This window comes from Arsukibacterium perlucidum DSM 18276 (assembly GCF_000382165.1).
GTDB lineage: Bacteria > Pseudomonadota > Gammaproteobacteria > Enterobacterales > Alteromonadaceae > Alishewanella > Alishewanella perlucidum.
This window is the reverse complement of record NZ_KB907712.1, coordinates 44572-57662: the sequence shown is the minus strand read 5'-3', so window position 1 is coordinate 57662 and position 13091 is coordinate 44572. Positions and strand designations below refer to the sequence as shown.

General features: G+C 48.5%; 11 protein-coding genes. 6 read left to right on the top strand and 5 right to left on the bottom strand.

Features of this window, described 5'->3' with window-relative positions; genetic code table 11:
• Nucleotides 1–417 carry a F0F1 ATP synthase subunit epsilon gene (locus H141_RS0110435; protein WP_019676211.1) on the top strand — a complete coding sequence of 139 codons (417 nt, stop codon included), beginning with the start codon at nt 1–3 and terminating at the stop codon, nt 415–417.
• Between the two features lie 59 nt (nt 418–476).
• Here the strand turns inward: H141_RS0110435 and H141_RS0110430 are convergent, their stop codons facing one another.
• Nucleotides 477–2657 (bottom strand): winged helix-turn-helix domain-containing protein, encoded by a 2181-nt coding sequence (locus tag H141_RS0110430; RefSeq protein ID WP_019676210.1) that lies wholly within the window; start codon nt 2655–2657, stop codon nt 477–479.
• A gap of 305 nt (nt 2658–2962) precedes the next feature.
• On the opposite strand from H141_RS0110430, the gene H141_RS0110425 reads away from it, so the two are divergent.
• The 5 genes from H141_RS0110425 to glmU all read left to right on the top strand — a co-directional run bounded on the left by H141_RS0110425 (nt 2963) and on the right by glmU (nt 7905).
• Nucleotides 2963–3217, top strand: a complete 255-nt coding sequence (locus H141_RS0110425) for a hypothetical protein (RefSeq protein ID WP_019676209.1) — start codon at nt 2963–2965, stop codon at nt 3215–3217.
• Between the two features lie 70 nt (nt 3218–3287).
• A complete protein-coding gene (locus H141_RS0110420; protein ID WP_019676208.1) occupies nt 3288–4172 on the top strand; it encodes a TraB/GumN family protein in 885 nt (294 codons plus the stop codon).
• A gap of 240 nt (nt 4173–4412) precedes the next feature.
• The gene (locus H141_RS21750) at nt 4413–5351 is read left to right on the top strand and encodes a hypothetical protein (protein ID WP_205620376.1); all 939 of its coding nucleotides are present in this window, start codon (nt 4413–4415) and stop codon (nt 5349–5351) included.
• Nucleotides 5308–6354 (top strand): alpha/beta hydrolase family protein, encoded by a 1047-nt coding sequence (locus tag H141_RS21745; protein WP_205620375.1) that lies wholly within the window; start codon nt 5308–5310, stop codon nt 6352–6354. The genes H141_RS21750 and H141_RS21745 overlap by 44 nt, the downstream gene beginning before the upstream one ends.
• A gap of 174 nt (nt 6355–6528) precedes the next feature.
• On the top strand, nt 6529–7905 hold the full coding sequence (glmU, locus tag H141_RS0110405) for a bifunctional UDP-N-acetylglucosamine diphosphorylase/glucosamine-1-phosphate N-acetyltransferase GlmU (protein ID WP_019676206.1): 1377 nt from the start codon (nt 6529–6531) through the stop codon (nt 7903–7905).
• 201 nt (nt 7906–8106) lie between these two features.
• Here the strand turns inward: glmU and H141_RS0110400 are convergent, their stop codons facing one another.
• From H141_RS0110400 to H141_RS0110385, 4 genes are all read right to left on the bottom strand, one after another.
• Entirely contained in the window at nt 8107–9246 is a 1140-nt protein-coding gene (locus H141_RS0110400) for a dicarboxylate/amino acid:cation symporter (protein WP_019676205.1), read from the bottom strand.
• Between the two features lie 150 nt (nt 9247–9396).
• A complete protein-coding gene (locus H141_RS0110395) occupies nt 9397–9738 on the bottom strand; it encodes a hypothetical protein (RefSeq protein WP_019676204.1) in 342 nt (113 codons plus the stop codon).
• A 15-nt stretch (nt 9739–9753) separates the two neighbouring features.
• Nucleotides 9754–10842 carry an ATP-binding protein gene (locus H141_RS0110390; RefSeq protein WP_026349379.1) on the bottom strand — a complete coding sequence of 363 codons (1089 nt, stop codon included), beginning with the start codon at nt 10840–10842 and terminating at the stop codon, nt 9754–9756.
• Nucleotides 10839–13079 (bottom strand): ATPase, T2SS/T4P/T4SS family, encoded by a 2241-nt coding sequence (locus H141_RS0110385; protein ID WP_019676202.1) that lies wholly within the window; start codon nt 13077–13079, stop codon nt 10839–10841. The genes H141_RS0110390 and H141_RS0110385 overlap by 4 nt, the downstream gene beginning before the upstream one ends.
• Nucleotides 13080–13091: the final 12 nt, after the last annotated feature.

Here is a 13091-nt window from a genome sequence, read left to right as displayed (position 1 = left end):
ATGGCGATGACAGTGCAACTGGATGTAGTAAGTGCTGAAGAGAAAATTTTCTCTGGCCTTGTCGAGTCCGTGCAGGTCACAGGCAGTGAGGGCGAGTTAGGTATTTTACCTTTCCACGCCCCGTTACTGACTCCTCTGAAACCTGGCATGGTCCGTATCGTGAAGCAATTCGGTGAAGAGCACGTAATTTATGTAGCCGGTGGCGTACTTGAAGTACAACCCGACAGCATTACCGTGCTGGCCGATGTCGCGGTACGCGGCGAAGACCTGGATGAGCAAGCCGCATTAGATGCCCAGAAACGGGCGACTGAAGCAATGCAACATGCCGGGGCAGATTTCAACTATGCCGAAGCAGCAGCGCAACTGGCTGAAGCCATTGCCCAGCTGCGGGTTATTCAGAAACTGCGCAAAAAGTAAGTTTAAGTTTGTCAGAAAAGCCACCTGCGGGTGGCTTTTTTATTACACATTCTACTGTGCTATTTAGCCACGGCTGGCTGCCACTGAATAAACTCCAGCGCCAGCTCTGGTGTGACAAACACTGTGGCATATAGGTTATCGGGGTTATGCGGGTCAGGGTGTAGTCCAACAAGCTGGTAAGGCAATTGGCTTTGGCGGGTTTCACCGCTAATCACATCAAACTGCTCAATATGCCCCAACATACTATAACGATATTGCTGATCAGCCTGCAGCGTCCACATAGCCATATAGTTACTGTCAGAATTAGCTTTGAGCTCAATATCCTGTTTTGCACCATCGACAAACTGATACAGCTTGCCATCCCGATGATAGAGCAACTGGCCATTGCTATCGTATTGGGCAAAATTGCCGGCAGTAAAAGTAAGTTGGCTTAAATCATTACTGACTAAATCTAACTGCCACAGGTTCTGACTTTTCCCCTGAACCAGGGTTAGCACCAGGCCGCTGTTGTCAGGCAGCCAAATCGGCTGGCCGACATCGTTGCTTTGTCGTTTAGGGATCAGTTGATGGCGCTGGGTATCGTACAAATAAAGGTTAGCTTGCTTAATAAATGCAATATAGCGGCCATCACCAGACCAGCTGATGCTGTTGATGGGCATTGGGTCGTCTTGCGCCAGTTCAGTGAGCTGGATGTTTTTGCCATCATTGTTAAGCCACAGTTGCCAGCCCCCGGTCCAGTTTGCAGCAAAAGCGTATTTACTGACATCGGTTGGTGATACGGCCAACGCCATTGAACTGCCCGCTGCATCATTTACAAAATGTATTTGCCGCTCTGCTTCATTAAAAGGCAGGTTGATTCGAACTAGTTGAAAACTGCCCTGAGTAGCAATGGCGGCAGTCAGCGCCGAAATATAGGCCTGGTTGTGGTCGAGCAGCGACAATTCACCGACCGTGACACCGTCTGGTAGCTTTAACAAGGTGAGGCTTTTATCTGCCAGCCTATACTGCAAAATGCCGTCGGCACCGGGCAATATTAAGCTGGCCTGATCAATACTCCATTCCAGGCCTAATAACAATATGGCAAATGGCAGGCTGCCGACCAGGCTATGTTCACGGGTAGCGGGGTCATACAAATAAATATCAGGCTTATTTGATTCCGGCATTAGAATGTATGCCAGCTTACTGCCATCCCCAGACAAGGCCAGCATGGTTACCCCTAGCCCGGCAGATGGTGCAGCATGCAATGTTTGTGTAGTGCCACTGATCAGGTTTTCAGCTATTAAGGCATTGCTGGAGTACATGCCGCCGCTGCTTTTGCTGTAATACAGCCATTGGCTATCCAGGCTGACTTGGGCTACTCCCAGGACCAAACCGGAACATTGGGTAAGTTTCGTTACCTGATACTTCGGATACTGACTAAAGTCATAGTTCAGGTATTCACATTGCTTGCCATCTTTGCTGACAGCCTGAATAAGCAGGTTAAGGCTTTGTGGTTGCCAGGTTTGCACGCTGTATAAAGCATCATTACTTTCTATCGCTACCTCCTGTAAGGTATTGCCTGAACTGATCCCTAATTTTCGGATTAATACTCTGATGGCGCCATCAGGTTGAGAGTGGCTGTAGGCAAGAAGTTGTTTATCTGGTGACAGCAATGGCCGGGATTCGATGCCTTTATACCAGGTGATTTTTTGCTGGTTAACAATATCAACTTCGATTATCTGAGGTTTGCCATCGCTTTGCCGGCTTTGCGTTACAGGCTCTGGTTCGGCAGGAAAAAAGTAAAACATCATGCCGCCGATACCAAGTAACAGCAAGGCCAGCGGAGCAAGCCAAAAAACTGAAGTGTGCTTTTTAGTTACTGAAATTGTGGCAGTCTGGGGCTCACTAAATTGTCCGGCTGCAGTTGCCGCAATAGTTGAAATGGCAGGGCTGGTTAGTGGTTGCAACTGTAAACTATAGCCCTTGCGGTGGTGCGTTTTAATTGGTGTCTGGCTTAGTGCCGGGTGCTGTAAGGCTTTACGAAGCTCGGAAATGGCCCGGTTTATCGCATTGTCATCGACATAGCTTTGTTGCCAGATGGTATCAACCAGCTGCTGGCGCGATAAAATCTTTCCTGGGTTAACGGCAAAATAGTGCAATAGCTTCGTTAGCAGCGGCTCCAGCTCGGTTTCGGTTGAGCCATCGCTGATAGTATATTCGCTGGGGGTAAAAACCCACGGGCCCAGAACAATTTTTTCCATTTGTTAATTATTTTTCCGTTTTTAAATGCGCTGTAACTTTAACAGATACTAATGGTGATTCAAGCGAAATTAACTTAGGTGATTTTTGGCTGCTATTTCATCATAAGGTTTAAATAAGGTTTTTTATTGCTCACAAAAACAATTACTTAAATGTTATTTCCTTAGCAATAAATTGCTTAGCTTCAGATAAGCGACTTTTTGCGGTGGCTGCTCTAGATTGAGCTCAACAACAAAACGGACAGGCAGTGAGTCCGCCGTTGTCAACCGACAAACACGACACTTACTGAAAAATAAGGAACAGCAAAATGAAAAACTTAACGACTAACATTAGCCGCGTAATCATGGTTAGTGCACTGTTGGCCAGTGCAGCAGTAAAGGCAGAAGAAACGGAACAACAAGTAACAGTGGTTCAGCTGCAAAACGAGGTGGCAAAAGAGCTAACCGAGGTTAAGGCAAACCTGGTAGAGGATTTACAGCAACAACTTACCAACAGCATTAAACAGCAGGTAAACAGTGCTGTCAGCAATATCGCTGAGTCGGTAAAAGCGTTACTACCTTAACCAGATAAACAGAGGGCAGCGCTTTTACTGCGCTTTACCTGCCAAAATAAAATTAAACAGGATAACAAAAATGAAATTAACAAAAATCTTTAAAGTAAGTGTTGGCGCAGCGTTACTGGCCGCGGCGTTTAGCTCTGCTTCGGTGCTGGCTGAAACATCAATGTGGAAAGTCAGTAAGGGTAATGACTACCTGTACATCGGCGGTACCGTGCATCTGTTGCCAGAGTCCGCGTTTCCGCTGCCGGCTGAGTTCGATGCAGCCTATCAGGCGACTGATACCCTGGTGCTGGAAGTAAAAATGCCGGACCTGACGGATGCTGCAGCACAAAACGCCATGTTGCAGGCAATGGCCTATACCGATGGTCGCAGTCTGACCAAAGTATTGTCGCCAGAGGTGTACCAGCAGGTTAGTGATTATTTCGCCCCTTATGGCGTGCAGTTGCAGCAGCTCGATGGTTTTAAGCCAGGATTTGTCGCCTTACAGATGTTGGCGCTGGAGATGATGAAAGCCCAGATGGCCGGTGAAGGTGTCGACAGTTACTTTGATAAAAAAGCCCAAGCTGATGGCAAAACTATGGCTTATCTGGAAACTGTCGAGAGCCAGTTAAACCTGCTGGCAAATATGGGTGAAGGCTATGAAGATGCGTTTATTAAGATGAACCTGGAGCAGGTTAGCGACTTTGAAAATTATTTTGCTGCAATGATCACCGCCTGGCGCGCCGGCGATATGGAGGCGCTGAATAAACTGGCGGTCGAGCCAGCCCGGGAACTGGACCCGGTGTTGTATCAGGCATTATTTGTAAAACGAAATAATGCCTGGTTGCCGCAAATTGAAAAAATGTTTGGTAACGACAGCAAAGAGCTGGTGCTGGTCGGTGGTGGTCATTTAGCTGGCGAAGACAGTGTGCTGGCGTTGTTGCAACAAGCCGGCTATCAGGTTCAGCAAGTAAAATAATCAGGGCACAACGTTGTTAATCAGCAAGGAAGCCGGTAATGTTAAAACTGTTAAATAAGCCAGAACCAGCCCGGGTAGTGGGCTGGGGCTTAATTTGGTTCGGCAGCTGGCTGCTTTTGCATTTTTTGTTGTTGCAGAATCCTTTGGTCAGCTAGCAGGTAATACAGCTGTATATAACAATAACAACTGACTGGCAGCCAGGAATACCCGGGCCCTGACTGGTTAATGAGGTAATAGCAAATGAGAGTAATACTGTTGAGCTGGCTGCTTTGTGCCTTTGCCGGCGTGCAGGCAGCGGAGCTGACCCTGGAAGATTACGCCAGACCATCCCAGTTTCTGGAAATTGAAATTTCGCCAACTGGTAAATATCTGGCAGCCACCAGCCGCAGCGAAGAAGGCAATATTTACCTGAATGTTATTGATATTAAATCAAACAAAATTATCAGTGTCCGCCATTTTACCGGCCGCGATTCTATTGGTTCAATTGACTGGGCCAATAATGAGCGGTTGTTGATTACTCTGGTAAGAGACATCGGCGCTTTAGAGCAGCCGGTGCCAACTGGTGAGATTTTCGCAGTAAACGCCGATGGTAGTAATGCCAGAATGTTAACGGGGTATCGGGCGGATAATGAGAAAGACGCTGCACAGGTGATCAACTATTTGCCTGACGACGATAAATTCGTATTGATTGTAACCAGTTCGCCCAGCCGCCGTGGATCCTTCAGTCTGGTGAAACGCTTAAACATTGAAAATGGGCGGACCCGGCAAATTGCCCGGGCACCGATGCGCTCTTCCGGCATGATTACCGACAATAACGGCGTGGCCCGCATGTCAGTTGGCGAAGATCAGAACAATGACAATGAAATGGTGCTGATGTACCGCAAAGATGATAAAGCAGACTGGGTAACGTTGCGTCGTTATGGCCAGCGTGATGGCAGTTTTAATCCGATAGCGTTTTTACCAGACAACAAACGTATTGTTGGCTTGAGTGATACCCAAACAGACACCAAAGCAATCAGTATTATGGACCCGGAAACCGGCAAGGAAGAAGTGCTGGCTCATCATCCTAAAGTAGATGTTGCCCCAAAATTCAGCATTGAAGATGGCTTTTTAAAAGAGGTGATCGGCGCTTCTTATGAGTACGATACCCATGAAGACGTATTTTTTGCTGATATTTAAAGACAAAACGTTCAGTGGTTATTTACAAAGCCTGAAAGCGGCCTTTCCGGGTAAAAAAATCGCAATCAATTCAGCAACCCGCGACAACAGTATTTTAGTGCTGACCGCCCGTTCGGCCAATCATCCGCCAGAATTCTACCTGTTCGATACCAAAAATAACCAGCTAAGCTTTTTACTGAATGGCCGGCCCTGGATGAAACCAGAGTTATTAGCCCAAACCAAAGCCATTATTTATAAAAGCCGCGACGGTTTAGATATTCATGCCATTTTAACCTTACCGCGGGACAAAGATGCTAAGAACCTGCCGCTGATAATGCTGCCACATGGCGGTCCACATGGGCCGCGTGATGTTTTGGAGATTGACACAGATGCCAAAGTGCTGGCTCAGCATGGCTATGCTGTGCTGCAACCAAATTTCCGCGGTTCAGGCGGGTTTGGTCGTATTTTTTTGCAGGCTGGTTACCAGAACTGGGGCACGACCATGATTAACGACATGACCGACGGCGTTATGCATCTGGTAGAGCAAGGTATGGTCGATAAGAACCGGGTATGTGCTTATGGCGGTTCTTATGGTGGTTATGCTGCGTTAATGAGTGCCGTGCGCGAGCCTGATTTATACAAGTGTACTGTTGGTTTTGTCGGAGTGTTTGACTTAAATCTGATGTATACCGATGGTGATATTCCAGAGCGGCAAAGTGGTATTAACTATCTGGAGATGGCTATTGGCCGCGATCAGGCGCAACTGGATGCGCAGTCGCCTATTAAGCAGCTTGATAAGTTAAAAGCGCCGGTATTTATTATTCATGGTGAAGAAGACCGTCGGGTGCCGGTTATCCATGCTAAACGGCTGCGGGAGGAACTGGAGAAACGAAATCACCCATTTGAATGGCTGGTAAAAGAGAAGGAAGGCCACGGCTTCTATAAACCAGAAAATAACGTGGAACGCTGGCAGAGAATGCTGGCCTTCTTTGATAAATATATCGGTGAAACTGAAAAGAACTAACCTTTACCAAGCCATAATCTGCAACGCCACCTTAGGGTGGCGTTTTGCATTCAGCAAAACTTCACCCCATCCCTGTAATCTACGCCCCTATCTATTAGAATAAGCACCTATTAGAATAAGCACCAACTAGATTTAGCGTACTATCATTGAGACGAGATTACAGGGATTTATTTTATGGCTTTAAATGTTGTAATTCTGGCGGCCGGCAAAGGCACACGGATGAAATCAGACTTACCCAAGGTATTGCATAAAGTGGCAGAGCGGCCAATGGTGCAACATGTTATTGAAACAGCGCGGGCACTGGGTGCAGATAAACCACAGCTGGTATATGGTTATGGTGCTGAAGCATTAAAAACAGCACTTGGCGAACAACCGTTGCATTGGGTTTTACAAGCTGAGCAGTTAGGTACGGGCCATGCAGTGGCTCAGGCTAACCCGAATATCGCTGATGATGATACCGTACTGGTGCTGTATGGCGATGTGCCGTTAACCCGACTGGATACCTTGCAGCAGTTATTGGCGGTTAAGCCGGCTAATGGCCTGGCGATTTTAACGGTGAATTTAGCGAACCCGACGGGTTATGGCCGGATTATACGTGCTGGTGAAAATAATAGCGGCAAGGTAGTGGGTATTGTCGAGCAAAAAGATGCCACCCCAGCACAATTGCAAATTAACGAAGTAAACAGTGGCATTATGGCCCTGCCAGGTAAGCAGCTGAAAAGCTGGCTGGGTAAGCTCTCGAACAGCAATGCGCAGGGCGAATATTATTTAACGGATGTGATTGCCATGGCGCACCGTGAAGGCATTGAGATTGCCACGGCCCAGCCGCAAGATGCGATGGAAGTAGAAGGCGCTAACAACAGGATGCAACTGGCTGCGCTGGAACGGGCTTACCAGCAGCGCAAAGCAGAAGAGCTGATGCTCGCAGGGGCAAACCTGCGCGATCCGGCACGGCTTGATGTGCGTGGCAGCGTAGAGGTGGGTAATGACGTGATGATCGACATCAACGTTATTCTCGAAGGCAAAGTGGTGCTGGGTAAAGGCGTGACCATCGGTGCCAACTGTATTTTAAAAGATTGCAGCATTGGCGATAACACTGAAATTAAAGCCAATTCAATGATTGAAAAAGCCACGGTTGGCAGTGACTGCTCGGTGGGCCCTTATGCCCGTTTACGGCCAGACAGCGTGATGCTGGATGACAGCCATGTTGGCAATTTTGTTGAAATGAAAAAAACCACTCTGGGTAAAGGCTCAAAAGCCAACCACTTAACTTATCTGGGTGATGCAGTGATTGGCGATAAGGTTAACGTTGGTGCTGGTACCATTACCTGCAACTACGATGGCGCTAATAAGTTTGTTACCACTATTAAAGACGGTGCCTTTATCGGCTCGAACAGCTCACTGGTAGCGCCGGTAACGGTGGGCGTTAATGCCACTGTCGGTGCGGGAAGTGTGCTAACCCGTGACGCCGCCGATGGCGAGTTAGTGGTCGCCCGTGCTAAGCAAAGGCATATTGCAGGCTGGCAGCGGCCGGTGAAGATTAAAAAGTAATTACTTCAGAACTGACAAAGCACTAATAAAACAGCCCGCAAATGCGGGCTGTTTTATTTGCATGACTATTTAAGCTGCGTCAGGCTTCGGTTGCAACTCCCGCTTTGGCTCGTCACAGCAACTCGCCCTAAAGCCTGCGGCCGGGCTCAGACACTCTGTGACGCCCAAATCGGGATTCCAACCTGCGCAATCTGATACCGTCTATTCTGCTTTATCCACTAACACCGCAATAGCACCATCGCCGGTAACATTACAGGCGGTACCAAAGCTGTCCTGCGCCATATACAGCGCTATCATCATCGCTACTGCCGCTTCACCAAAGCCGAGCATGGAGCCCAGCAAGCCAACCGCCGACATTACCGCACCACCCGGCACACCAGGGGCGGCCAGCATCACTACGCCTAAGGTTAAAATAAATGGCAGCATAGTAAGCAGGGACGGAATTTCCAGGCCATTTTGCATCACCATTACCGCCACAGCACAGCTGACAATAGTAATGGTTGAGCCGGCTAAATGAGTAGTGGCACATAGCGGTACAGTAAAATCAGCAATATTAGGTTTTACGCCATTGGCTTTGGTGGCCTGCAGTGATACCGGAATGGTTGCTGCGCTCGACATGGTGCCCAGCGCGGTAAAGTAGGCCGGCAGCATATTTTTAATCAGCAATAGTGGCGATTTACCGGCTTTAACGCCAGCAATGCTGTACAGCACAATAATCCATAGCCAGTGCAGCAGCAGCGCCAGAATTAACACTACGCCAAAAGTTTGCAGGGTCGCAAACACGGTACCGGCTGCGGCCAGTTGGGCAAATACCCCGGCGATATAAATGGGTAACAGTGGAATAATCACTTTTAACAGCAGCAGTTGAATGATGTCGCGGCCCTGATCTGACAGCTGTTTCAGTTGTTGTGCCTGGGTAGCAGCAATACCTAAACCAAAAATAAAGGCCAGTGCCAGCGCGGTCATAATGCCGAAAACCGGTGGGATATTCATTTCAATATAAGGTGTTAAGTCTGCCACTACGCCGGTTGACGTTGCTGCAGCAGCAGGTGCCAGCATCGGTACTACTATCGCCGCCACTAAAAAAGCCAGGGTGCCGGCTAAAATCGTCGATAAATAAGCAATGCCCAGGGTGCGACCGAGTAACTTACCGGATTTTTGCGGCAAGGCGGCAATACCGCTGGTAATGAAAAATAGAATAAGCAGCGGAATGGTAAAAAACAACAGTTGGCCAAACAGTGCTTTAAAAGTAATCAGAATTTGGGTAAGCCAATGTGGAGCATACAGGCCAAGCAGCATGCCCAGCACAATACCGGCAATCAGTTTTAAAATTAGCGCCATAATCTTCTCGTTATATAAAGTTTTTGTTATATGTATTACAACTCAGGATTGTCGCGGCTGAGCATAACATAAGTTGTCACAGCTGACTGCGTTAGCTGGTCGGCTGTGTTTTAAGTGGAGTGAATCATGGCACTAAGCCAATTTAGCTTGTTAGTTTTGCCGTTGTAATTTCTCGGTCAGGTCCAGCGAAAACCCTTGATCATCAAGCAATATAAGTTGCATCATCTTTTGCTCAAAGCGCAAATCAGCCAGCATCAGGGTGGATGGCAATTGATAGACGATAAGCGAACCTGAGCTGATTGACAGAATTTTGGTAGCCAGATCAGACTTTTCTGCCATCTTGCCGGTAACACTGTCACGCAAAAAACTGTGACCGGTTATTTTGACAATGCCAGCCTGATAGTCATCTACCTTGCCCAGGAAAAAACGATTTTCATCGTTGCTGAATAATCTGCGATAACAGATCAGTAAAAGGTCACCACTTTCCAGCATAATATGTTCCTCTTATTATATTAGCGATCGGTATTGGTACAGTGCCTGCCAGTATTTACCTTTACGCTCTGCAAACTCAGTTTCCACGTAGTGTTTTAATCTGCGCCTGTCCTGCGGATGATCTTTTAATGCCGAGCCCAGTAAAACATGCAACAGCAGTTGGGCATCTGGCTTAGTTTGTTGATAATAGTAGGCATGGGTATAAATGGCATGAGCCACACTAACTGCTTCGGCGGTAGACATAGTCGCCCCGGCCAGCCGGTCTGTACTGCGGCCATCAAGAGTCTGCCCATTGCGCAATTCATGAAAAATAGTTGCCAGCACCTCAATCAGCTCGGCATCTGCGGTGCTATCAATGTTATTAGCTGCCATTAATTTGCTGGTTTCCCACAAAATAACATCCATTTCATCGTCGATATGGCGAATGGGCCGAATATGTTCAAAACTGAGCCTGCGCTTTAACGCCGCGCTCATTCGTTGCAAACCTTCATCAATACTGTTAGCACTGGCAACAATATTAAAACCCGCTTTGGCATAAAGCGTACTCTGCGCGGCGGGCAGTTCCGGTACCACTAACATTCGCTCAGATAAAATCGATAATATTGCGTCTTGCAATGGCTGCGGACAACGGGATATTTCCTCAAAACGCAATATTTTGCCATCCCGCATTGCCCGGTATAAGGGCGTTGTTACCAGAGCTTCGACGCAGGGCCCGCGTTGTTGCAGCAGTTGCGGGTTCCAGCTGTATAGCAATTGATTAATATTACTGACTGCGCCACCCTGAATAATCTTAGTAGAGTCGGCACTGATTGCGGCGCTGAGCAGCTCGGATAGCCATGACTTTGCCGTGCCGGGTTCGCCGGTAAGCAATGCGCCTCGCTGCGTACATAGAGCCAGGATGATCCGGGTAACCACGCCCGGTTCGGCGACAAATTTGCGCTCTATTGTCAGCTCTGCATCGCCATTGATAAATTTTTCCACGGCAACAGCTGACATAAACCAGCCGGGTGGCACTGGTGCAGTATCTGCTTGCTGCAGTCGCTGTAGTTCGGCGGCATAGTGCTGCTCAGCCGGTCTTTTCTGTGCTTTAGCTGTTGTCATCATTGCTCCCTCACGCCCCCCCGATGCTCGGGCGCCATCCGCTCCTGCAGCAATACTTTGGGCAGCTCACTTAATGGGATGATGCCGTCAATTATCAGATTAAGCGCACTGTCGCGCATTGTGATCATGCCGGCATCTAACGCCTGCCAACGTAATTCGATAGCCGTATTTTCTCTGGAAATCGCATTACGAATGTCGGTATTCATCAGCAAAAACTCGACTACAGCAATCCGGCCAAGGGTGCCTCTGCCATGACAGCGTTTACAACCAGCGCCGGCAAAACAGCGAAAATTACCTGGTACCCCTTCGGGGAATAGTTCGGCCAGGATGGTTGGGTCGGGTTCGGCAAGGGCCCGGCAGTCCGGACAAATACGTTTTGCTAAGCGTTGGGCGATAACGGCGAGCAGTTCGCTGGCTATAGAATTAGGGTGAATATCGAGATCTCTGAGCCGTTGGATGGCATCAACGGCATCGTTGCAGTGCAAAGTGGATAGCACCAGATGGCCGGTTTGAGAGGCCCTGGCTGCCTCCAGCGCGGTTGGGTGGTCACGGATTTCGCCTACCAGAATCACGTCGGGATCTTGTCGGACAAAGGCCCGCACCGCGTCGGGGAAATCAAAGCCGATATCGGCTCTTACCCGGGTTTGTTGTACTTTATCTATTGAGTACTCTATCGGGTCTTCAACTGTGATAACTTTGCGTTTGCCATCATCTGCCAGCTCTTGCAGGCCGGCATATAGCGTAGTGGATTTGCCTGAGCCGGTTGGACCGACAACTAACACCAGCCCTGCCGGATTATTCAGTAAACGTTGGTACATGCTGGCAACTCTTGCTGACATTCCCAGATCTTGCATGGTCATGGCCCGGCCAGTGTGTTTTAGCAAGCGGATAACCACATGTTCGGCGTGTAATGCTGGTTGGGTTTGCACCCGTAAATCGTACAGATGATTGGCTTGTTTTACCTGGCTGCGACCACCTTGCGGTAATCGCCGCTCCGCGATGTCCAGCTCTGCACGAATTTTGATCACGTTAATCAGGCCTGTCAGTTCCGACATACTGATTTCAAAATTTGTTAAGTCGTGCAGGTCGCCGTCAATTCTAAGCCGGACTCTCGGCAACTTCTGATAACACTCCAGATGAATATCGCTGGCGTGCTCACTGACCGCTTCCATCAGAAGCGCCTCATAAAGTGACACCAGGTAGGGGCTTACCGGGTTTGGTAAAGGGTCTGTTACCGCGTCATCTTTATCTGACTTACTGGCAAAATTTGATTGCTGCAGCGCTTTGGAACTAATATCCAGCTGGGTCCATATCCGGTGAAAATCTTCTGGTGTTACCAGGGCGCAGTGAACTTTGCCATTGCCATTCATTACAGCCAGCTCAGCCAGATCTGCATCCGGGTTATCGGTAATTATCATAAGCCGGTTGTCCAGCAGGTTTACCGGCAACGCCCTGTTGCGGTCAAGAAAGGTGCGGGCAAAATGACTGAATAAACCGGGGTCTACTTGCTTTATCAGGTTGTCATAATCGATGAAAGGCAGTTTTCGTTCAGCCGCCATGGCCTCGTATAAAGGTTTACTTTGCTGCTGAATTTTGCGGTTTAGGGCCTGTGCAATTGGCTCATTATTGCGTTTTGCTTCCAGCCTTGCTTCGGCCAGGGCGGTGTCATCAGCATAACCGAGGTCTGTTACCATATCCTCCAGTCTGCGGCTGAAATCAATCCAGCCCAGATTACTAAGCCGTTTAAATTGCCCCTGCTGTTTTTGGTATAACACTAAACTTGAAACATGATCCTTTTCATCCTCGATCACCGCAAGCAAGCCATTTTCTGCCAGTGGCGATAGCAGGTGCTGGTAGCTTTGCAGCAAACAGGTTACCAGAATAAGCTGGCAGGGCTCGCTTGCCGGCACACTGTCGTTGACATCTGCCAGCACCAGCTGAATATTATGAATACCCAAGGCGGCAAAGCGTTGACTGGCATCACTGATTAGCCTGGCATCGCGTTCTACCGCATATACTTTTGCAGCCAATGCAGATAAAACTGCACTAAGGTAGCCGGTGCCGGCACCGATATGCATAACAGTGTGCTGAGGTTTGATTTCAGGGATTAGCTGCAAAATGCGCTGTACAGCAGCCTGAGTTGGCATACTGTGGCCAGAAACCAGCCCGGCGGTTTGCGGTTTGCTGACAAAAAGATGCCGCTGGATCGGTTCTGCGACGTTATTATTTGCACTCGTCATAGGCTGCTCATC